The sequence below is a fragment of the Methylobacterium sp. E-016 genome (genome assembly GCF_022829745.1).
GTDB lineage: Bacteria > Pseudomonadota > Alphaproteobacteria > Rhizobiales > Beijerinckiaceae > Methylobacterium.
The window spans coordinates 44,025-63,725 of the sequence record NZ_JAKSYF010000058.1 but is presented as its reverse complement, the minus strand read 5'-3'; the positions used below and the strand labels follow the sequence as shown (position 1 = coordinate 63,725).

General features: G+C 71.1%; 21 protein-coding genes. 7 read left to right on the top strand and 14 right to left on the bottom strand.

What is annotated here, in order from left to right:
• Positions 1-18: 18 nt before the first annotated feature.
• The 3 genes from panE to MKK68_RS04845 form a co-directional block, all read right to left on the bottom strand.
• Positions 19-966: a 2-dehydropantoate 2-reductase gene (gene panE, locus MKK68_RS04855; RefSeq protein WP_244029053.1), complete on the bottom strand. Its 948-nt coding sequence runs from the start codon at positions 964-966 to the stop codon at positions 19-21.
• Positions 967-1,021: 55 nt separating this feature from the next.
• Complete coding sequence (gene guaB / locus MKK68_RS04850) at positions 1,022-2,515, bottom strand: IMP dehydrogenase (protein WP_244029051.1); 1,494 nt, start codon at positions 2,513-2,515, stop codon at positions 1,022-1,024.
• 183 nt (positions 2,516-2,698) lie between these two features.
• Complete coding sequence (locus tag MKK68_RS04845; protein WP_244029049.1) at positions 2,699-3,580, bottom strand: DUF3313 domain-containing protein; 882 nt, start codon at positions 3,578-3,580, stop codon at positions 2,699-2,701.
• A 265-nt stretch (positions 3,581-3,845) separates the two neighbouring features.
• Here MKK68_RS04845 and MKK68_RS04840 point away from each other — a divergent pair, with 265 nt between their 5' ends.
• Positions 3,846-5,267, top strand: coding sequence for an MFS transporter (locus tag MKK68_RS04840; protein ID WP_244029047.1), 1,422 nt, complete (start codon positions 3,846-3,848; stop codon positions 5,265-5,267).
• Between the two features lie 41 nt (positions 5,268-5,308).
• The gene (locus tag MKK68_RS04835; RefSeq protein WP_244029045.1) at positions 5,309-5,725 is read left to right on the top strand and encodes an MAPEG family protein; all 417 of its coding nucleotides are present in this window, start codon (positions 5,309-5,311) and stop codon (positions 5,723-5,725) included.
• A 33-nt stretch (positions 5,726-5,758) separates the two neighbouring features.
• On the opposite strand, the gene MKK68_RS04830 is transcribed toward MKK68_RS04835, so the two are convergent.
• A complete protein-coding gene (locus MKK68_RS04830; protein ID WP_244029043.1) occupies positions 5,759-6,271 on the bottom strand; it encodes a DoxX family protein in 513 nt (170 codons plus the stop codon).
• Between the two features lie 78 nt (positions 6,272-6,349).
• Positions 6,350-7,624 (bottom strand): multidrug effflux MFS transporter, encoded by a 1,275-nt coding sequence (locus MKK68_RS04825; protein WP_243933387.1) that lies wholly within the window; start codon positions 7,622-7,624, stop codon positions 6,350-6,352.
• 191 nt (positions 7,625-7,815) lie between these two features.
• Here MKK68_RS04825 and MKK68_RS04820 point away from each other — a divergent pair, with 191 nt between their 5' ends.
• Positions 7,816-7,989: a YqaE/Pmp3 family membrane protein gene (locus tag MKK68_RS04820; RefSeq protein ID WP_147728777.1), complete on the top strand. Its 174-nt coding sequence runs from the start codon at positions 7,816-7,818 to the stop codon at positions 7,987-7,989.
• 79 nt (positions 7,990-8,068) lie between these two features.
• On the opposite strand, the gene MKK68_RS04815 is transcribed toward MKK68_RS04820, so the two are convergent.
• The 5 genes from MKK68_RS04815 to MKK68_RS04795 all read right to left on the bottom strand — a co-directional run bounded on the left by MKK68_RS04815 (position 8,069) and on the right by MKK68_RS04795 (position 13,410).
• Positions 8,069-9,562 (bottom strand): L,D-transpeptidase family protein, encoded by a 1,494-nt coding sequence (locus MKK68_RS04815; protein ID WP_409567165.1) that lies wholly within the window; start codon positions 9,560-9,562, stop codon positions 8,069-8,071.
• Between the two features lie 152 nt (positions 9,563-9,714).
• The gene (locus tag MKK68_RS04810) at positions 9,715-10,464 is read right to left on the bottom strand and encodes a DUF1796 family putative cysteine peptidase (RefSeq protein WP_244029041.1); all 750 of its coding nucleotides are present in this window, start codon (positions 10,462-10,464) and stop codon (positions 9,715-9,717) included.
• The gene (locus tag MKK68_RS04805) at positions 10,461-11,414 is read right to left on the bottom strand and encodes an acetyl-CoA carboxylase carboxyltransferase subunit alpha (RefSeq protein ID WP_244029200.1); all 954 of its coding nucleotides are present in this window, start codon (positions 11,412-11,414) and stop codon (positions 10,461-10,463) included. The genes MKK68_RS04810 and MKK68_RS04805 overlap by 4 nt, the downstream gene beginning before the upstream one ends.
• Positions 11,415-11,603: 189 nt before the next feature.
• Positions 11,604-12,977: a PleD family two-component system response regulator gene (locus MKK68_RS04800; protein ID WP_244029039.1), complete on the bottom strand. Its 1,374-nt coding sequence runs from the start codon at positions 12,975-12,977 to the stop codon at positions 11,604-11,606.
• A gap of 61 nt (positions 12,978-13,038) precedes the next feature.
• Positions 13,039-13,410: a response regulator gene (locus MKK68_RS04795; protein ID WP_147728258.1), complete on the bottom strand. Its 372-nt coding sequence runs from the start codon at positions 13,408-13,410 to the stop codon at positions 13,039-13,041.
• A 78-nt stretch (positions 13,411-13,488) separates the two neighbouring features.
• On the opposite strand from MKK68_RS04795, the gene MKK68_RS04790 reads away from it, so the two are divergent.
• Positions 13,489-13,800, top strand: coding sequence for a DUF3572 domain-containing protein (locus MKK68_RS04790; RefSeq protein WP_244029037.1), 312 nt, complete (start codon positions 13,489-13,491; stop codon positions 13,798-13,800).
• Between the two features lie 15 nt (positions 13,801-13,815).
• Here the strand turns inward: MKK68_RS04790 and MKK68_RS04785 are convergent, their stop codons facing one another.
• Positions 13,816-14,679, bottom strand: a complete 864-nt coding sequence (locus MKK68_RS04785) for a cell envelope integrity EipB family protein (protein ID WP_409567170.1) — start codon at positions 14,677-14,679, stop codon at positions 13,816-13,818.
• A gap of 152 nt (positions 14,680-14,831) precedes the next feature.
• Positions 14,832-16,718 carry an ABC transporter ATP-binding protein gene (locus MKK68_RS04780; RefSeq protein ID WP_244029033.1) on the bottom strand — a complete coding sequence of 629 codons (1,887 nt, stop codon included), beginning with the start codon at positions 16,716-16,718 and terminating at the stop codon, positions 14,832-14,834.
• A 202-nt stretch (positions 16,719-16,920) separates the two neighbouring features.
• Here MKK68_RS04780 and MKK68_RS04775 point away from each other — a divergent pair, with 202 nt between their 5' ends.
• The 3 genes from MKK68_RS04775 (at position 16,921) to MKK68_RS04765 (ending at position 18,326) form a co-directional block, all read left to right on the top strand.
• Entirely contained in the window at positions 16,921-17,469 is a 549-nt protein-coding gene (locus tag MKK68_RS04775; RefSeq protein ID WP_244029031.1) for a ComEA family DNA-binding protein, read from the top strand.
• A 147-nt stretch (positions 17,470-17,616) separates the two neighbouring features.
• On the top strand, positions 17,617-17,832 hold the full coding sequence (locus MKK68_RS04770; protein ID WP_147728766.1) for a hypothetical protein: 216 nt from the start codon (positions 17,617-17,619) through the stop codon (positions 17,830-17,832).
• Positions 17,829-18,326, top strand: coding sequence for a DUF3016 domain-containing protein (locus tag MKK68_RS04765; RefSeq protein ID WP_147728765.1), 498 nt, complete (start codon positions 17,829-17,831; stop codon positions 18,324-18,326). Before MKK68_RS04770 ends, MKK68_RS04765 begins: the two co-directional genes overlap by 4 nt.
• A 40-nt stretch (positions 18,327-18,366) precedes the next feature.
• On the opposite strand, the gene MKK68_RS04760 is transcribed toward MKK68_RS04765, so the two are convergent.
• Positions 18,367-19,161, bottom strand: a complete 795-nt coding sequence (locus MKK68_RS04760; protein ID WP_244029029.1) for an enoyl-CoA hydratase — start codon at positions 19,159-19,161, stop codon at positions 18,367-18,369.
• Between the two features lie 64 nt (positions 19,162-19,225).
• Positions 19,226-19,696, bottom strand: a complete 471-nt coding sequence (locus MKK68_RS04755; RefSeq protein WP_243936359.1) for an AMP-binding protein — start codon at positions 19,694-19,696, stop codon at positions 19,226-19,228.
• Positions 19,697-19,701: the final 5 nt, after the last annotated feature.

Here is a 19,701-nt window from a genome sequence, read left to right as displayed (position 1 = left end):
CCCGCGCGGGCCGAGATCTCAGGCCGCCTGTTCGCGGGCGCGGCGGCCCTCATAGGTCTTGAGGCCGGTGAAGACCCGCTCGAGATGCGGCAGCGCGGTGTCCGGCGTGGCCGAGCGCCCGCGGGCGATCAGGTCGCCGACGACATGGTCGGCCTCGATCCGGCCCCTGCCCTCGATGTCGCGCAGCATCGAGGCGGTGAGCGGCGAGCCTTCCGTGGTCAGCGTGGTCCGGGCCTGGGCCGCCACCTTCTCGCGCGGCGCGAATCCGTTCGCCGCGGCGATGGCGAGGCATTCGTCGTGCAGGCCGGCGATGAAGTCGCGGCCGCCCTCGGCCCCGACGATGTCGCCGACGGTGCCGCGCATCAGGGTGGTCGCGCCGGCCAGCGTGGCGAGGAACACCCACTTCTCCCACATCTCCAGCACGATCCTGTCGGACAGGCGCGGCTGGAACTTCACGTCCCGCATCAGCGTCTCGATCGCATCGCAGCGCTCGGATCGGAAGCCGTCGCGCTCGCCGAAGGTCAGCGTGCAGAAGTCGCTCATGTGGCGGATTGCGCCCTCAGGCCCCAGCGTCGCCGCGATGGCGCAGGAGCCGCCGAGCACGCGGGCCACGCCAAAGCGCGCGTCCAGCGCGTCGAGATGCGCCATCCCGTTGAGGATCGGCAGGATGGCGGTGCCGTCCCCCACCGCCGGCGCGAGGTCGTCGATGGCGCCGGCGAGGTCATAGGCCTTGCACGAGAGCAGGACGAGGTCGAAGCCGCCGGCCGCGGGCAACGCGGCCGCCGTGACGGTCTTGGGCGCGGCGAGATGCAGGTCGCCGAGCTTGCTTTCCACGACGAGCCCGTTCGCCGCGAGCTTGTCCGCGCGCGCCGGGCGGACGAGGAAGGTCACGTCGCGCCCGGCCTCCGCGAGCCGCGCCCCGTAATAGCCGCCGGTCGCCCCGGCCCCGACCACCAGCACCCGCATCGTCGCTCTCCGAAACACCGTTTCCCGCCGGACCCGCCCGTGACGCCGCCCCGCCTCAGGTGCGCGAGGGGTAGTTCGGGCTCTCGCGGGTGATCGTCACGTCGTGGACGTGGCTCTCGCGCAGGCCGGCATTGGTGATGCGGATGAACTGCGCGCGCTCCTTAAACTCCGGCACGCTCGGGGCGCCGACATAGCCCATGGCGGCGCGCAGGCCGCCGGCGAGCTGGTGCAGGACGGCCGCCACGGGGCCCTTGTACGGCACCTGCCCCTCGATGCCCTCGGGCACGAGCTTGTGGGTGTCGTTGACCTCGGCCTGGAAGTAGCGGTCGGCCGAGCCGCGGGCCATCGCGCCGACCGAGCCCATGCCGCGGTAGCTCTTGTAGGAGCGGCCCTGGTACAGGAACACCTCGCCGGGGGCCTCGTCCGTGCCGGCGAGCAGCGAGCCGAGCATCGCCACCGAGGCGCCGGCGGCGATCGCCTTGGCGAGGTCGCCGGAATACTTGATGCCGCCGTCGGCGATCACCGGGATGCCGGCGTCGTGGGCGGCCTCGACCGCCTCCATGATCGCGGTGAGCTGCGGAACGCCGACGCCGGCGACGATGCGGGTGGTGCAGATCGAGCCCGGCCCGATGCCGACCTTCACCGCGTCCGCGCCCGCGTCGATCAGCGCCTGCGTGCCCTCGCGGGTCGCGACGTTGCCGGCGATGACCTGCACGGCGTTGGAGAGCTGCTTCACCCGGCGCACGCTGTCGAGCACCTTGATCGAGTGGCCGTGCGCGGTGTCGACCACGATCACGTCGCAGCCGGCATCGATCAGGCGCTCGGCCCGCTCGAAGCCCTGGTCGCCGGTGGTGGTAGCCGCCGCGACCCGCAGCCGGCCCTGCTCGTCCTTGACCGCCTTCGGGTAGGTGACCTGCTTCTCGATGTCCTTGACCGTGATCAGGCCGATGCAGCGGAAGTGGTCGTCGACCACGAGCAGCTTCTCGATCCGGAACTGGTGCAGGAGGTGCTTGGCCTCGTCCTGCGTCACGCCCTCGCGCACCGTGATCAGCCGGTCGCGGGTCATCAGCTCGGAGACGGGCTGGGCCGGATGCGTCGCGAAGCGCACGTCGCGGTTGGTGAGGATGCCGACGAGCTTGCCGCGCGAGCCGTTCGGGCCGCGCTCGACCACCGGGATGCCGGAGATGCGGTTGGCCTTCATCACCTCGAAGGCGTCGGCCAGGGTCTCGTCGGGATGGATGGTGATCGGGTTGAGCACCATGCCCGACTCGTACTTCTTGACGAGGCGGACCTGCTCGGCCTGCTCCGCCGGCTCGAGGTTGCGGTGGATGACGCCGAGGCCGCCGTTCTGGGCCATGGCGATCGCCATCGGCGCCTCGGTGACGGTGTCCATCGCCGAGGCGACGATCGGCAGGTTCAGGCTGATGGTGCGCGTCAGCTGCGTCGCGACGTTGACCTCGGTCGGCATCACCGACGAGGCGGCCGGACGCAGGAGGACGTCGTCGAAGGTCAGGCCCTCGATGATCGAAGCGGAGCTGATACGGGCCATGAGCCAACGGTCCTGAAGGGCTGCCGGGCCGACGCGAGGTCGGGTTCGGCATGGAGCGGGTTGGCACGGGCCAGTATCATGCGGTGGGGTGCCCGCAAAGGCGGCAACCCAGCGCGGCACGGGATAAACCCCGCGTGGGCCGGTTGCGTCCGCCGCATGGCGTCCGCGACCGCCCTTCCCGCCTCAGCGGACGCGCGGCCCCTTGTCGGAATAGTCCGGCGGCAGGCCGATGTAGTCGGTGAGGATCCCATCGAGGCCGGGCGCCCGGCCGAACGCCTCGCAATCGGGGTCGAGGGGCGCCTCGCCGAGCGTGGTCACCCGGATGCGGTTCCAGTTCGGCAGGGTCAGCGGCGCCTTGAACGGGTCCTCGCCGGTGGCGAGGTAGAACCCGAAATCCTGGCCGAAATCGCCGGCGAGATCGTAGGCGTCGCTGATGTGCGAGTAGCGCGGCTGGCTCGTGAACGAGTTGGCCGCCCCGCCCCAGACCATCGCCGCCCGCTGCTCGTGGCGGCGGTCGAGCGCCTCGGCCTCGACGGTGAGGCTTCCGAGCCCGATCGGCACCCGCGGGATCGGGATGCGCCCGAGGCCCTCGGCGAAGCCGATGCCGACCTGGCCGGCGACGGTGACGGCGGCGGAGGTGCCGATGGTGGCGCCGGCGCCGATCAGGTCGGTCGGGTCGACGCGGGTCACTTGGGCGCGCACGGTCAGGTCGGCGTTGCGGCTCGACACCACGTCGTAGCGCAGCGACAGCTCGTAGCAGAGCGCGCGGTCGGCGTTGTTGGCGACCAGCCTGCGCTCCGCATCGCTGATGCCGACCGCACCGGAGACGTTGGCCGGGAACTGCGTCGGGATGATCCGGACGGTCCTGGTCCGGGCGAGCGCGTCGGCGTCGGCGTAGAGGCGCGCCGTGGTCGAGGCCTCGGTGCTGGCCCGGAGCCGGTCGTAGCGGCTGAGCGAGCCGACATCGTTGAGGAGCACGGTGCCACAGGCGCCGAGGACGAACATCACCGCGGACGCGGCGACGAGCCGCGGCAGCGATCGGGGCAGTGTCGACGGACGAAGCATCCTGTCACTTTCGCGGGTGTCGCAGCGTCGTCCCGGGCTCCGCCGCCGTGGAGCGGGGCGCCGCGCGGGGACACGGCATCGTTACCGTAAAGCTTAAGGCCGATCCGGCCTGCTCGGAAGGGTTGCGGCGCGGTTCAGCCATGTTCGGAAACAAAGCGTGGCCGATCCGCCACGGATCGACCGGGCGCACATCCCGTGTCAAGCGCTGCGCCGCACGCCCGGCCGACGCCACGATGCCGGGTGCCCCGAACGCTTGCCCGGCCCGATGCGCGCATCCCAGATCGTCCCCCTCGTCGTCGCCACCGCCCTGTTCATGGAGAACACCGACTCGACGGTGATCGCCACGGCGCTGCCGACCATCGCTCAGAGCCTCGGCGAGGACCCGATCGCCCTGAAGCTCGCGCTGACCGCCTACCTCGTCAGCCTGGCGATCTTCATCCCCATCAGCGGCTGGATGGCCGACCGCTACGGATCGCGCACGGTGTTCCGCGCGGCGATCGCGGTGTTCATGGCGGGCTCCGTCGCCTGCGCCGTCTCGAGCGGGCTCGCCGGCTTCGTCGCCGCCCGGTTCCTGCAGGGCTTGGGGGGCGCGATGATGGTGCCCGTCGGCCGCCTGGTGATCCTGCGCAGCGTGCCGAAGGCCGAGCTCGTCTCGGCGCTGGCCTACCTGACGATCCCGGCGCTGATCGGCCCGATCATGGGGCCGCCGCTCGGCGGCCTGATCACCACCTATCTCGACTGGCGCTGGATCTTCTTCATCAACATTCCGATCGGCATCGTCGGGATCGTGCTCGCGACCCTGTTCTTCGAGGACGTGCGCGAGCCCGAGCGCCCGCCGCTCGATCTCGTCGGCTTCGCCATGCTCGGGCCGGGGCTCGCCGCGCTGATGCTGGGGCTGGCCTCGACCGGCCGCCACCTGCTGCCGGCCTGGATGTCCTGGGCGAGCCTCGGCGGCGGCGCGGTGCTGCTCGCGCTCTACTTTCGGCACTCGCGGCGGATGGCGCATCCGATCCTGCGCCTCGACCTCATGCGTCATCCGACCTTCCGCATCGCGGTGGTCGGCGGCAGCCTGTTCCGCATCGGTACCGGCGCGATCCCGTTCCTGCTGCCGCTGATGCTCCAGGTCGGCTTCGGGCTCGATCCGCTGCAATCGGGGCTGATCACCTTCGCCGCGGCGGCCGGCGCGATGTTCGTGAAGACGATCGGCCCGCGGATCCTGCGCCGCTACGGCTTCCGTCCGGTGATGGTGGCGAACGCCGTCCTCGCCGCACTCTTCCTCGCGGTGAACGGCCTCTACACCGCCGACACCCCGCATTGGCTGATGCTCGGGATCCTGTTCCTCGGCGGCTGCCTGCGCTCGATCCAGTTCACCTGCGTGAACGCCATCGCCTACGCCGACCTCGAGAAGTCCGAGATGAGCGCGGGCACGAGCCTCGCCAGCGTCGCGCAGCAGATCTCCTTGAGCCTCGGCGTGACGCTCGGCGCCCTGGCGCTCGAAGGCGCCGCCGAATGGCATGGCCGCAGCGCGATCATGGCGGCGGATTTCGGCCCGGCCTTCTTCGCCGTCGCGCTGATCTCGGCGGTCTCGGTCTTCGCCTTCCGCCAGCTCGCGCCGGATGCCGGCGCCGAGGTCTCGGGCCGGATGATCGCGCGTGCCGCGCCCGCCGCCGCACCGGGCCGGCCATAGGTGCAGGCTCCCCTCCCACGGTCCGCTCGCGGAGGCTGCGCGTGAACGTCTCGATCCTGCAACCGCTGATCGCTCAGATCGGGCTGATCGTGGCGCTCTACGTCTGGCTGTCCGTGGCGCGCCTGCGCGCCGTGAGCCGCGGCGAGGTCGCGTACGACGCCTTCGTCCTCGGTCGCGACGAGCCGCGGCCGATCGCGCGGATCACCCGCAACCTCGCCAACCAGTTCGAGCTGCCGGTGCTGATGGTCGGCTGCGTCGCGCTTCTGGCGGCTTTCGGCGAGGTCGGGCGGTTCGACGTCGCCTGCGCCTGGCTGTTCGTCGCCGGCCGGGTCGTGCACACGGCGGTGCAGACCCTGACCGACGACGTGAAGCTGCGCGGACGCGTCTTCGGGATCAATTTCGTGGCGTTCCTCGGGATCGCCGGGCACCTCGGCCTGGTCGCCCTGGGGTCGCGGTAGGCCGCTCGGAGCGCATGCTCCGGCGCGGCCGCCTCAGGCGGCCTTGGCCCGGCGCGGCCGGTTTGCGTTGGCGCTCGCCTTCGGGGCGCCCCTGGCGGCGGGCTTCGCTGGGGGCTTCGCCGCCGGGCGGCCTGTCGCGCCGGCGCGCCAGCCCTGCCAGCTCCAGGCGCCGGGTCCGGCGAGCGCGTAGATCAGGAAGCCGCCGGCGAGCCCGAGGTCGGCGAGCAGCAGCGTGCGCTCGGCCGCGGCCGCCGGGCCGGAGAACTGCCAGAAGGCGTGGAGCAGCATCGCCGTGAGGCCGGCGAACCCGGCGAGCGCGACGCCGGTGATCCGCGGCAGCACGCCGACGATCAGCGCGAGCGGCCCGAACACCTGCACGACGACGGCGAGCGTCGCCACCGCGTTCGGGGCCGGCACGCCGGCGCCGGCCAGCGTCAGCGCGAAACCGGAGACGTTGAGGGCGCGGGCGATGCCGGTCGGCAGCAGCGCGGCCGCCAGCAGAAGGCGCGCGGCGAGAAGCAGTCCGTCCTGGGCTCGGGCGATCACGGGTGGTCTCCGGTGGTCTGAGGCGAGGACGGCATCGTCGTCCGCACCGCTGAAGACCGAGTTAAGTCGCCCCCGCGCTCAACCGGAAACCCCGCCGCGGAACAGGCGTCCGCGCTCGGTCCACGCCACCACGAGGAGCGCGGCCGCGCCGAGCCCGGCATAGCCGAAGGCGATCGGCAGGGTCGTGCCGTCGAAGCACTGGCCGATCGCGAAGCCGCAGAGCGCGCCGAGGATCGTCGTGTAGAACCCGAGGAACGAGGAGGCCGTGCCGGCGATCGCGCCGAGCGGCTGCAGGGCGAGCGCGTTGAAGTTCGGCATCGCGAAGCTGATCAGGAACTGGTTGCCGGCGAGCACCGCGAGGAACAGCGCCAGCGGCGGGTGCCCGCCATAGGCGAGCCCGATCGCGACCTGCCCGAGCGCCACCGCGACGAAGGCCGTCAGCCCCGCATGCGACAGCGCCCGCATCCCGAGGCGGCCCACCACCCGGGCGTTGACCAGGGTCGCCGCGCCCATGGCGCCCGCGACCAGCCCGAAGGCCAGGGGGAACAGCGCGCCGAGGTGGTAGAGCCCGGTGTCGAACACCTGCTGGGCCGAGCCGACATAGCCCATGATGCAGCCGGTGAGCAGGCCGAGGGCGGTGGCGTAGCCGATCGCGACGCGACAGCCGAGCGTGGTCCGCAGGGCCTGCCCCGTCGCGGCGAAGGAGAGCGGCCGGCGGTATTCCGGATGCAGCGTCTCGGGCATGCGCGCTAGGAACCAGAGCGCGAGCAGCCCCGCGAGCGCGAGCATCGAGACGAAGACGTAGGTCCAGGAGCCGAGGGCGAGCATCGCCCCGCCGATCGCCGGCGCGATCATCGGCACAATCAGGAACACCATCATGGTGAAGGACATCACGCTCGCCATCTCGCGCCCGGCGAAGCGGTCGCGCACGATCGCGGTCGAGAGCACCCGGCCGCCGGCCGCGCCGAGCCCCTGGATCACGCGGGCGGCGAGCAGCCATCCGAACGACGGCGCGACCATCGCGAGCAGGGTTCCGGCGACGTAGACCAGCAGGCTGCCGATCAGCACGGGACGTCGCCCGAGGGCGTCCGAGACCGGGCCGTATACGATCTGGGCCGAGCCGAAGCCGATCATGTAGACGTAGATCAGCCACTGCAGGTGGTTCGGGTCGACGACGCCGAAACGGGCCTGGATCGCTGGAAAGGCCGGCAGCAGGTTGTCGATCGAGATCGCGGTGACCGCCATCATCAGCGCGACGATCGCCACGAACTCGACGAAGCCCGGCCCGGTCCAGGGACGCGCGCGCGGGATCGCCTGGCCTTCGGGCGGATGGGGCCGGATCGGTGCTGTCACGGGAACGCCCTTGGCGGCGCGGGAACACCTCCGACGGGAAGGGCCGCACGGGCCGCCTCATCGGGGCGGTTCGCGGCGGGGATGTGGCCGGCGCATGCACGGGACGCCGAGGAGATCCCCCGCCGGCTGCTGGAACGGAAACGGCCTAGCTTCGTTGCATCGCCAACACTCGCTGCATACCCGGAGTTCCCGTGTCGACGCTCGTCCGCATCCTTCTCGCGATCTTCCTGCCGCCGATCGCCGTGCTCGTGACCAACGGCATCGGCCTGCAGTTCCTCCTCAACATCGTCCTGACGCTGATGTTCGGCCTGCCCGGCATGATCCACGCGCTCTGGCTGATGAACCGCGACCGCCCTCTGCTCTGAGCGGCATCGCCGAAACGAAGACAGCCGCCGGTCGCGCGACCGGCGGCTGTCTTCGTTCGACCGAGCGCGTCGCGATCGGTCAGGGCTTCTCGGGCTTGTCCGTCCGAAGCGCGGTCGTCGTCACCTTGCGCACCGGGCGCGGCGCGGCGTGAGCCACCTTGACGGTCTGCGCGGCGACCTTCACCGGCTCGGCGACGACCGCGTCCGCCGTCGGCGTCGCGGGTGTCGGCGTCGCGTCCTTGTCGAAGACCTTGCCGAGCAGCGTCCGGTAGGTGCTCGGATCGTCGTCAGCGCCGGCGACCGTGATCCGCGCCGGCTTGGCCTTCGCGGCTTCCTTGACCCCATCGTCGCTGGGGTCGGGCTGCTTGGCCATCAGCGTCCGCGTGCCGGGCTTCGCCGCATCGGGCTTGGCCGTGCCGGGCTTGCCCGCATCCGCCTTGCCGCCCTTGGCGAGGGCTGACGCCGCGGCCTTGGTCGGGATCGGCGCCTCGGGCGCGGCGGCGAGCATCACCGGACGGCCCTTGGCGTCGACCTCGATCTCGCGCGGGCCGGCAGCCAGGCTCTCCGGCCGGCTGACGTCGCCGAGGTTGTGCCGGCCGTAATCCTTGGCGCTGTAGGGCAGCTCGGTCTCGGTGCCGCCGAGGTTGGCGAAGGCGGTGGTCTGCTCGGCGCGGAACACCGGGTTGCCGCCGCCGTCGTCGTAGACCACCCGCGTCGCCGGCGTGCCCTTGGCGACGAGCTCGGCGATCTCCTGGTTGTCGTGGGTGCGCTTCTCGGCGACGAGCGGATCGACCTTCGGCGTGCACGAGCCGGCGGCGGCATCCGCGCCGCCGAATACGTACTTGGTGCCGCAGACCCCGACCTTCGGCTCGTCGCGCAGGGCTTCGAAATAGTCGGCGCCTTCCTTGAGGTTGCGCCAGAACGGGGCGTTCGGGTCGTTCCGGTACTTGGCCATGTTTTGTGCCGTCATCCGGAACGGATACGACTGGAACTGGAACGCGCGCTGGCCGCCGGCGAAGGCCTCGCGCGCGACCGCGTAGATCTCCGACATCGACGCGTCGGTCATCGCGAAGCACCCGGCCGACGAGCAGGTGCCGTGGACCATCAGGTAGTTGCCGGTGCTGCCGTTCGCCCGGTCGTAGGCGTTCGGGAAACCGGTGTCGAAGGAAAGGTAGTAGGACGAGTTCGGGTTCATCTGGCCCGGGGTGATCGTGTAGAATCCCTCCGGCGCCTGGCGATCGCCCTGCTTGCGCTTGGGCCCGAGCTGGCCCGACCAACGGCAGATCGGGTAGATCTTCAGGAGCGCGTAGTGACCGTCGGTCCCGCGCTTCCACACCTCCATCTCCGCTTCCTTCTTGTAGGCGCGGATCAGGATCGGGTCGCTCTGCTGCATCCCCTTGGTCTGCATCAGGGACAGGGTCTGGGGCGGGATCGGCGTGAGCGAGCGCGTCGAGGCGCCGTTGATCATCCCGTCCTGGCAACCGCCGAGGGACAGGGCGGCCGCGACAGCCACGGGCGCGATCAGGCGGGACGCTCTGTGGAGACTTGCAACGGCGAACCGGCGCACAGCCATGGGGGAACCTCGTCCTCGAACACACCGCGCGCGGCCCTTGTCGGCAGCCGTCGTGCGTCACTCCCCCACTCTCTAGCTTTGGTAAGCTTACGCCTCCGTTACCGCAAGGATCGGCCCCCCGCCGGCCTCGGCGCCACCGGTCCCGATGTGGATCACGGGGACGGGCGCAGGGTGTGCCGCGACTCCGCCGCGATCAGGTCGACGAGGAACGCGTCGTCGACCGGGTCGGCCAGGCGCAAACCGACTGATGCGGAAGGGGTTTCCACCGTCAGCCAGCGCAGGTCGGGGCGCGTCGGCTCGGCCGCCACGACGCGCCTCACGGGGCTGCCCGGCACGTGCTGCAGAAAGGTTAAATGGTTCCCCGATCCCCGCTGTGCCAAAACGTCACAGATGCCATAGGCGACCTCGGGCGGCGTGTGGAGGTGGGTCAACAGCCAAAATCGGTTCTCGGCAACGGGGTTCGATAGGGCGATCCGCAGGCGGCGGACCCCTTCGGCGAGGAAGCGGTAGTCGGCCTCGTCCGAGGCCGGGTCGTGGTGGTTGAAGACGCATGCGAGCCCGTAGCGCTCGCGATACAGCCGGTGGCGCCCGCGCCAGATGCCCTCGCCCTGCCGCTCGTCCAGGGGGATGGTCTCGAGCTGCGATCGATCCAGGAGCGCGGCGAAGTCGTCGGCGAGGCAGTCGCGAACCATCCCCGGCATGGTGAAGATCCAGTCGAACGGCCCCGACCAGGTACGCAACCCGAGCGTCTTCAGCACGTGCGCCATCTGGCAATGGGCGCCCAGGGAGACGTGGTTGACCGGGCCGGGCTCGCGCTCGCTGCCGAGCAGGCCGCCGAGCCTGCGTCCGAGCCCGCGCAGGAAGCCGGTGCCGTAGGGGCCGCCGGGTTCCGGCCGGCTCACAGGCGCCGGCCGATCTCGAGGAACTTGCGGGCGCGGCGGTCGCGGATCTCGTCGGGGGCCACGCCGTCGAACTCGGCCAGCGCGCCGGCCAGGGCGTCGCCCGCCGCGGCGATGGCGCCGGCGCGGTCGCGGTGGGCGCCGCCGGTCGCCTCGGGGACGATGGTGTCGATGATGCCGAGCCGCATTAGATCCTGCGCGGTGATCTTCATGGCGGTGGCGGCGTCGGGCGCACGGCCCTGGTCGCGCCACAGGATCGAGGCCGCGCCCTCGGGCGAGATCACGCCGTAGATCGCGTGCTCCATCATCAGGACGCGGTTGGCGGTGGCGAGCGCGATGGCGCCGCCCGACCCGCCCTCCCCGATCACCAGCGCGACGTTCGCCACGCCGAGGCCGAGGCAGGCCTCCGTCGAGCGGGCGATGGCCTCGGCTTGGCCGCGCTCCTCGGCCTCGATGCCGGGGAAGGCGCCGGCGGTGTCGACGAAGGCCAGAACCGGCAGCCCGAAGCGGTCGGCGAGCTCCATCAGGCGCACCGCCTTGCGGTAGCCTTCCGGGCGGGCCATCCCGAAATTGTGCCGCAGGCGCGTCTCGGTGGTCGCGCCCTTCTCCTGGCCGAGCACGCAGACCGGCCGGCCGCGGAAGCGACCCATGCCGCCGACGATCGCCGCGTCCTCGCCGAAGCCGCGGTCGCCGGCCATCAGCGTGAAATCCTCGATCAGCCCGGTGCAGTAGTCGACGAAGTGCGGCCGCTGCGGATGCCGGGCGACCTGGGTCTTCTGCCAGGGGGTGAGGTTGGCGTAGATCTCGGCCAGCGCCTGCGCCGCCTTCGCTTCCAGCCGCCCGACCTCCTCGCTGATCGCGACGGCGCCGTCGCGGGCGCCGACGGCGCGGAGTTCCTCAAGCTTCGCCTCAAGCTCGGCCACGGGCTTCTCGAAATCGAGGTAGGAGCGCATCGCCGCCATCGTCGTCACAGTACTCCCATCCGAAGGCCGGTGCGGCTGCGGCGCTGGTGCCGAAGGCCCCGGCCGCGAACGGCGCAGGGTGTTGGCGAAGCGCGGACGGGTGTCAACCGGCGGACCTTCGCCGCAGGGATGCGCGTCCGTTCCAAGCGTGCGCGCCGGATCCGGCGACGATCGGACGGGTCAGGCCGCCTGGGCCTCGACGCGGTTCCGCCCCAGCGCCTTGGCGCGGTAGAGCGCGAGGTCGGCGCGCTTCAGCATCTCGCCGGGGCCGACATCCTCGGGCTGACGGGTCGCGACGCCGATCGACACGGTGACGGGGACGCTGCGGGTGTCGCGATGGATCGAGAACGGCATGCCCTCGATCCGCTCGCGGATGCGCTCGGCGATGGCGTGGGCCTCGGCGAGGCCGGCATCGGGCAGGATGATGACCACCTCCTCGCCGCCGTAGCGGGCGACGATGTCGATGGTGCGGGTGTGCAGGCGGACGCGGTCGGCGAAGGTGCGCAGCACCTCGTCGCCGGCTTCGTGGCCGTGGGTGTCGTTGATCGCCTTGAAGTGATCGATGTCGAGGATCAGCCCGGCGACCTGGCGCTCGCGCAGCCGTGGATCGGAGAACAGGCCGGCGAGGTGGTTGTCGAGGTAGCGCCGGTTGTGCAGTCCGGTGAGCCCGTCGGTGACGGCCATCTCCATCGACGCCTGCACCGCGCTGCGCAGAACCTCGGAGAATCGCTTGCGGCGGATCTGGGTGCGAACCCGCGCGACCAGCTCGTTGCGGTCGATCGGGCGGAGCAGGTAGTCGTGGACACCGAAATCGAGGCCGCGCACGATGCGGGCGCGGTCATGCGCCTCGGCGAGCATGATCAGCGGCACCTGCCGGGTCCGCTCCAGGTTGCGCAGCTGGCTGCACAGGCGCAACCCGTCGAAGCCCTCGAGGTCGAGGCTGACCAGGACGAGGTCGAAGCCGCCCTCGGCCGCCACGTGGATCGCCGCCTGCGGATCGGTCTCGAGCGTGACCGCGTGGAACTGGCCGAGCGCCGCCGCCATCCGCTCGGCCGAGCCGCGCCGATCCTCGACCAGCAGCAGGCTGGCGTTGAGGCCGGTCTCGGCGGTGGCGAGCGCCAGCGGGTCGCCCATGCCGAACTCGCGCGAGGCGAGCGCGCGGCTGCGCAGCTCGTCGGTCACGGCCTTCAGGCGCACGAGGCTGCGGACGCGGCTGAACAGCGCGGTGTCGTCGATCGGCTTGGTCAGGAAATCGTCGGCGCCGGCGTCGAGGCCCTTCAGGCGGTCCGAGGGTTGGTCGAGGGCCGTGACCATCACCACCGGCAGGTGCGCGGTGAGAGGGTTGTTCTTGAGGATGCGGCAGACCTCGAACCCGTCCATGCCGGGCATCATCACGTCGAGGAGGATGAGGTCGCACAGGCCCTTCTCGCAGATCGCGATCGCGTCCGGGCCGTTCATGGCCGCGACGGTGTCGAAGTATTCCAGCGCGAGCTTCGTTTCGAGAAGCTTCACGTTCGGGAAGAGGTCGTCGACGATCAGGACGCGGGCCGACATCGTTCCTCGCACAAGGTTTCAGCGGGCGATCGCAGGCGCCGTCGAGGGCTCGATCCGGACCCTACTTGTCGGCAAGATACGTGCGAACCGTTGCCAAAAACTTCGCGACGGAGATCGGTTTGGACAAATATGCCTCGCAACCGCCCTCAAGAATGCGTTCCTCGTCGCCCTTCATGGCGAAGGCGGTGATGGCGACGACGGGAATGTGCTTGAGGTCGTCGTCCTCCTTGAGCCACTTGGTTACCTCGAGCCCCGAAACCTCGGGAAGCTGGATGTCCATCAGGATCAGGTCGGGATGGTGGGCACGCGCGAGCTCGATCGCCTCGATGCCGTTGGCCGTCTTGAGGGTCGCGTAACCGTGGGCCTCCAACAAGTCGTTGAAGAGCTTCATGTTCAGTTCGTTGTCCTCGACGATCAACACCGTTTTCGTCATCACGCTCGATCCCGGTGCCGCCGCGCGTCCTTTACGGGACGTTACCCGACCTCACGCCTTTGTAAGCGACAGATGTTGATGAATCGCAAATCACTTCAAGACGATGGGTCGACGCGAGCCACCGCCGCCGACCACAACCTGGCCGTCGACGTGCTCGGCTGGATGGTCGCCGACGAGGACCGCTTGTTCCCGTTCCTCAACGCGACCGGGCTGTCGCCCGAGGACGTCCGCGCGTCGCTGTCCGACCCGGCCTTCCTCGTCGGCGTGCTCGACCACGTCATGGGCGACGAGCCGGTGCTGCTCGCCTGCGCGCAGGGGCTCGACATCAAGCCCGAGCGCATCGCGGCGGCGTGGCGACGGCTCGCGCCGCAACAATCCGACGAGTTCTAAAGGGCCGCGTGCCGGCTACGGGGCGCACGGCTTGTCCGGCGCCTTGTCGAGCTCGAGGCGGGTCATGTCGCCGAGGATCGCGAAGTCGCCGTAGTCGAGCTTGAGCGCGCCGCTGACCCCGTTCTCGTAGAGGTCGAAGGTGAGGGTGTAGATCGGCGTGCGCTCGCCCTCCCCTTGCGTGAAGTAGCTCAGCGTCACCGGCCAGTGCGGCACGGCGGCCATCGCACCCTCGTGCAGCGGCTTGTCGCGGTCCGACGCGGCGGCATTCGCCGGCGCCGTTGCACGGCGGCCGATCACGGCCAGGGTGTCGTAGACCTTGCGGCCGTCGTCCGACCCGTCGAACACCTTGGCCGACATCGTGGTGTCGCCGGCCCGCGCGGCCTGGACGAGGCGGCGCATGTGCAGGCTCGGGAACAGCACCGGGCCGGCGGCGGTGAACTGGTCCTTCTTCGGCTCCTTGAGCCGGACCTTGAACGCGTCGCCGCTCGCATCCGCGGTGCCGTCGACGGCCGGGCTCGGCTGTCCGTTCAGCACCGTCACCGTGCGGAAGCGGAAATCGCGGGCCTCGCCGCCCTCGAAGGTGGTGTTGCGCAGGTCTGAGGTCCGGCTGCCGCTCTCGCCGGATTCGAGCACCGTCACCTGGCGGGTCTGCATGGTGTAGCCGCGGCAGGCGTCGCCCTTGAACTCGATCACGATGCGCCCGCGCGCGCTCTCGACCGCCCGGGTCCCGCCGGTGGAGGCGAGCGACAGGTCGTAGACCGCCTTGTGGTTGGCGAGGATCACCGGCTCGGGCTTTCCGGGCTTCGGATCCTCGGGCTTTGCCGCTTCGGGCGCCGGCTTGGCCGAGGCGTCGGGCGTGGCCGGTGCCGCATGGGCCATGCCGCCGAAGCAGGCCGCGCCGGCGAGGAACGCGGCGACGAGGGCGGTGGCGTGGCGTGGCATCGTGGAGACTCCCGAGGCGGTGACGGCCGAAGTTGAGGCGCAGGCTGCAGGTAGTGGGTGCCGGGCCCGGAGCAATGCCGGGCGCCGGATCAGCGGTAGCCGGCCGCCTGAAGCTCGAACAGCTCGGCGTAGCGTCCGCCGAGGGCGACGAGCGCGTCGTGTGTACCGGCTTCGAGCACCTTTCCGTCCTCCAGCACCAGGATGCGATCGGCCATCCGAACGGTGGAGAAGCGGTGCGAGATCAGCACCGCGGCCCGCCCGGCGCTGACGTCGCGGAAGCGGCGGAACACGTCGTACTCGGCGCGCGCGTCGAGCGCGGCCGTCGGCTCGTCTAGGATCAGGATCTCGGCGTCGCGCATGTAGGCCCGGGACAGGGCGATCTTCTGCCACTGGCCCCCGGACAGGTCGACGCCGCCGTCGAAGCGCTTGCCGAGGGGCTGGTCGTATCCGGCCGGCAGGCGCGCGATGACCGCGTCGGCGAGGCCGCGCACAGCCGCACGGCCGATGCGCTCGGCATCGTCCCGGGCCTCGATCCGCCCGACGGCGACGTTCTCGCCGGCGGTGAGGTCGAAGCGGACGAAATCCTGGAAGATCGCACCGATGCGGCCGCGGAGCGCGTCGAGGTCGTAGGCCTGCAGCGGCAGGCCGTCGAGCAGGATGCGCCCCTCGGTCGGGTCGTAGAGCCGGGTCATCAGCTTGACGATCGTGGTCTTGCCGGCCCCGTTCTCGCCGACGAGCGCCAGGGTCTCGCCCGCCGCGAGGGTGAAGCTCAGGTGCCGCACCGCCCACGCGTCGACGCCGGGATAGCGGAAGCCGACATCCTCGAAGGCGAGGCCCTGGCGGATCGTCGCCGGCAGGGGTGCCGGGGTCTCGGGCGAGCGGATCGACGGCGCGATCGCGAAGAACGAGAACAGGTCCTCGAGGTACTGCGTCTGCCCGGCGATCTGGGTGAACCCGAGCAGCAGGCCCTCGATCAGCCCGCGCAGGCGCTGGAAGGCGCCGGCAAGGAAGGCGAGATCGCCGATCGAGAAGCCGCCCGCCACGGTGCGCCAGACGATGACGGCGTAGGCGGCGTAGTAGGCCAGCGTGCCGAGCGCCGCGAAGGCGCCGCCCCAGCCGGCGCGGCGGATCGCCAGCGCGCGGTTGTCGGCCACCACCTTGTCGGCGAGGCCGGCATAGAGGTCGGTGATGTAGCCGTTCAGGCCGAACAGCTTGACCTCCTTGGCCGATTCGACGCTGGCGCCGAGGTAGCGCAGGTAGTCGATCCGCCGCCGTTCCGGGGTGCGGATCCAGGCGAGGCGGTAACCGGCTCGGGTGAAGTGCGCCTCGTTGAGGAAGGCCGGCACCAGCGCCGCCGCGATCAGCACGATCAGCCACGGGGTGTAGACCGCGACGCCCGCGGCGAACGAGAGCAAAGTCACCAGGGCCTGCCCCTGCCCGAACACCTGGGCGATCAGGCTGGTGCGCCCGGTGACCTGCCGGCGCGCCCGCTCAAGCCGGTCCTGCTGTGCGCTGTCCTCGAACTGCGCGAGGTCGAGGGCCGCCGCATGGCGCATCAGCCGGAGCGAGGCGGCGTTGGAATAGAGGTCGGCGACCAACCCGTCGACCAACGTGCTGAGGCGTCCGATCAGGTCGGAGAGGATCGCCAGGGCGAGTTCGGCCGCGACCAAGGCCGCGAGCCGCGACAGGTGCGGGTCCGAGAGCCACGCATCGACGCTCATCGGCGTCGCCCGCGGCCGGGCATGTTCCGCGACGATCGCGTCGAGGATCAGCTTCGCGAGCCACAGGGTCGCCACCGGCAGCCCGGCGCCGACGAGGCGCAGGGCGAGGCTGGCGGCGAACAGGCGCGGGCTCGCGGCGCGGACCTGCGCGAACAGGGCCGGCAGGTAGCGCAGCGATCCGAAGCGTTCGGAGATGTGTCGCCTGGCGGCGGCGAGCGGGGCGGCCAGGGCGGGGTCGAGGCGGGCGGTCGGCATCCCGGCGGGTATGGGCCGGCGCGGAGCCGGCGTCGATGCCGAAGGCCCCGCGAGCCGTCCAAAGGTCTTCCGCGCCGACGCTTGTTGACGGCCGGCCCGATCGTCTACGCCGTGCTTTGCTCCGGCAGCGCAACGTCTCTATCTTGCCAAGCGTTTGCAAAACTTGCCAAGCGTTTGCCAAACAACACGGATGGGAGGGGCGATGCTGAGCGGTTCGACGATTCTGCGGATCTCGCTTCTGCTGGTCGTCGCGGGCTGCCTCGCCGCCCTGATCCAGTATTTTCTGCCGCACGCACCGTCGCCGGCGCAGGCGCCGCCGGTCTCCGTGCCGCCGGCATCCGTCGCCCCGGCGCCGCGAAAGGTCGGGACGCCGACGCTGGTCCCGTCCCCCGCAGCGCCTCGAGCGGGCATCGCCGCGCCGCCGGTATCGCCGGATCCCGCGCCCACACCCGCTCCGGCACCCCAGCCGACCGCGGAAGCCCCGGTTCTCTCGCAATCCGTGCCGGAGCCGCAACCGACCGGTCAGGCGAAGGTGAACGAGGCCAGCGACAGCGCCGGACCGCGCGCGCTGGCGCTGGTCGACCTCAACACCGCATCGCTGGCGGAGCTGAACGGGTTGCGCGGCGGCGGCAGCATCGGGCGGGCGATCATCCAGCGCCGGCCCTACACGACGATCGACCAGTTGCTGTCGAAGCGCGTGCTCAGCCGCGCGACCTACGACAAGATCAAGGATCAGATCACGATCCGCTGAGATGCCCGCGACCGCGAAGCCGAGCTGTCCTTGTCGGGGGTCGGAGCGGTGCCGCAACTGGCGCAGCCTGCGCCGATTGCCTATTGTGGACCCTACGGACGGATCGTCTGCGCGGGCGATCCCCGATCAAGGTGCGAGGAGCTGCGCATGTTCACCCAGACCGGCAGCGCGATCCTTCGGGACGACCTCGGCGTCGAGGAGACGACCGAGACCGACAACATCGTGCGGTGGGACGGCGAGCGGCTCTACGTCGAGCACGACGTCTACCACAACGGGCAGCTGGTCCACCGCAAGTACCGCCGCAACGTGACCGAGCCGGTCGCCCGCGCGCTGCTCGCCGTGATCAACCGCGCCAAGCAATGAGGCGCGTCGTCCTGGCAGCCTTGACGGGTCTCGCGCTCGGCGGTCCCGCCGTCGCGCAGGTCGGCGTGCGCTACGTCGCGCCGGAGCGCTTCACCGACGCGGAGGACCGTTGGGCGTCCTCCGGCCGGAGCCTGCGGCTGACGCTGGCGGAGATGACGCGGATCTTCCAGGACCTCGGCAGCCGTCGCCTCGGCCCCGACGAGAGCCTCGACATCACCGTCCTCGACATCGATCTCGCCGGGTACGAGCGGCCGGGCTTCGGCACGCCGAGCGGCCTGCGGATCGTCCAGGACTTCACGCCGCCGCGGATCCGGCTCGCCTACGCACTGCGGCGTGGCAAGCGGGTGGTCGCCAGCGGCGAGGATACGGTCACCGACCCCAACTTCATGCTGACGGCCAACCCACGCTTCTCGACCGGCGGCCTGTATTACGAGCGCGCGGTGCTGCGCGACTGGTTCGCGCGCCGCTTCCCGGTTCCGGCCGGCCGCGGCTGACGGACGTTTCGCGCGCCGAACCGCGCGGCTCGACCGCGGCTCACGCCGGCCAGCGCGGCGTGCGCTTCTGAAGGAAGGCGTCGATGCCCTCGTCGGCGTCGGCGAGCATCATGTTCCGGGTCATGACCTCGGCGGCGTAGGCGTAGGCCTCCTCGAGGCCGAGCTCCGCCTGGCGGCCGAAGGCTTCCTTGCCGATCGCCACCACCCGCGCCGACTTGCCCGCGATGCGCATCGCCATCGCCTGCACCGTCGCATCGAGGTCGGCGGTCGGTACCGCACGGTTGACGAGGCCGATGCGCAACGCCTCCGCGGCGTCGATCGGCTCGCCGAGCAGCAGCATATCCATCGCCGCCTTGCGCGGCACCGCGCGGGAGAGCGCGACCATCGGGGTCGAGCAGAACAGGCCGATGTTGACGCCGGGCGTCGCGAAGCGGGCGTCGTCGGCGCAGACCGCGAGATCGCAGGTCGCGACCAGCTGGCAGCCGGCGGCGGTGGCGATGCCGTGAACCTGCGCGATCACCGGCTGCGGCAGCCGGGTGATCGCCAGCATCAGCCGGGAGCAGGCGCGGAACACCTCGGCCGCGGCCTCGCGCCCGGGATGCGCGCGCATCTCCTTGAGATCGTGACCGGCGCAGAAGGCCGGCCCGGCGCCGCGCAGCACGACGACGCGCACGGCTCGATCCTCGGCGATCGCGTCGAGCGCATCCTGCAAGGCCGCCATCAGCCCGAGGGACAGCGCGTTGCGGGCCGGACCGCGGTTCAGCGTCAGCGTGGCGATGCCTTGAGCATCCGCGCGAAGCAGCAGCGGCGCGTCGGTCTGCGCGGTCGAGGACATGCCCTGGCTCCCGTGTCGATGGCCGGTCGAGCCTATCACGGACGCGTCGGGTTTCGAGGATGGCTCAGGCCCGGCGCGCCGGCAGCGCCTGCGGGGCGAGCGGGGCGTCGTCGTACTCGGCGATCTCGAGGTCGATGCGGGCGAAGTCGGCGCCGCCGTGCCACCACACCAGCGGCTGAACCGAGACGAGGCCCTGGACGCTGCACAGCGTCTCCGCGAGGCCGGCGTCGACGAACAGGTGGCGCGGGCCGATCGCGTCGAGGCTCCGGGCAAGCGCGGTCCCGCGCAGGGTGAGGTCGAGCGGCATCACGGTGACGCCGACGGAGCCAAGGCCCTGCCAGATCGCGAGCACGTCGGGCTGGTTGCGCATCAGCAGGGCGACGACGTCGCCCTCCCCCAGCCCCTCGTGCAGGGCCCAGCGGGCGTAGCGGTTGCGGCGCTCGCCCGAGGGTGCGTCGCTCGGTTCGGCGAGGCGCAGCGACGGCGGCACGAAGGCGGGATCTGGCTCTGCGCGGTGGTCGAGGGCGAAGTGCATGCGGC

Excerpts from the sequence above, each read along its gene's own strand:
- MKK68_RS04845 (WP_244029049.1), bottom strand. The coding sequence starts at position 3,580 with ATGCTTCGTCCGTCGACACTGCCCCGATCGCTGCCGCGGCTCGTCGCC.
- MKK68_RS04815 (WP_409567165.1), bottom strand. The coding sequence starts at position 9,562 with ATGGCTGTGCGCCGGTTCGCCGTTGCAAGTCTCCACAGAGCGTCCCGC.
- guaB (WP_244029051.1), bottom strand. The coding sequence starts at position 2,515 with ATGGCCCGTATCAGCTCCGCTTCGATCATCGAGGGCCTGACCTTCGAC.
- MKK68_RS04775 (WP_244029031.1), top strand. The coding sequence starts at position 16,921 with ATGCTGAGCGGTTCGACGATTCTGCGGATCTCGCTTCTGCTGGTCGTC.
- MKK68_RS04765 (WP_147728765.1), top strand. The coding sequence starts at position 17,829 with ATGAGGCGCGTCGTCCTGGCAGCCTTGACGGGTCTCGCGCTCGGCGGT.
- MKK68_RS04755 (WP_243936359.1), bottom strand. The coding sequence starts at position 19,696 with ATGCACTTCGCCCTCGACCACCGCGCAGAGCCAGATCCCGCCTTCGTG.
- MKK68_RS04780 (WP_244029033.1), bottom strand. The coding sequence starts at position 16,718 with ATGCCGACCGCCCGCCTCGACCCCGCCCTGGCCGCCCCGCTCGCCGCC.
- MKK68_RS04770 (WP_147728766.1), top strand. The coding sequence starts at position 17,617 with ATGTTCACCCAGACCGGCAGCGCGATCCTTCGGGACGACCTCGGCGTC.
- MKK68_RS04760 (WP_244029029.1), bottom strand. The coding sequence starts at position 19,161 with ATGTCCTCGACCGCGCAGACCGACGCGCCGCTGCTGCTTCGCGCGGAT.
- MKK68_RS04795 (WP_147728258.1), bottom strand. The coding sequence starts at position 13,410 with ATGACGAAAACGGTGTTGATCGTCGAGGACAACGAACTGAACATGAAG.
- MKK68_RS04800 (WP_244029039.1), bottom strand. The coding sequence starts at position 12,977 with ATGTCGGCCCGCGTCCTGATCGTCGACGACCTCTTCCCGAACGTGAAG.
- MKK68_RS04790 (WP_244029037.1), top strand. The coding sequence starts at position 13,489 with ATGAATCGCAAATCACTTCAAGACGATGGGTCGACGCGAGCCACCGCC.
- MKK68_RS04805 (WP_244029200.1), bottom strand. The coding sequence starts at position 11,414 with ATGCGCTCCTACCTCGATTTCGAGAAGCCCGTGGCCGAGCTTGAGGCG.
- MKK68_RS04840 (WP_244029047.1), top strand. The coding sequence starts at position 3,846 with ATGCGCGCATCCCAGATCGTCCCCCTCGTCGTCGCCACCGCCCTGTTC.
- MKK68_RS04785 (WP_409567170.1), bottom strand. The coding sequence starts at position 14,679 with ATGGCCCATGCGGCACCGGCCACGCCCGACGCCTCGGCCAAGCCGGCG.
- panE (WP_244029053.1), bottom strand. The coding sequence starts at position 966 with ATGCGGGTGCTGGTGGTCGGGGCCGGGGCGACCGGCGGCTATTACGGG.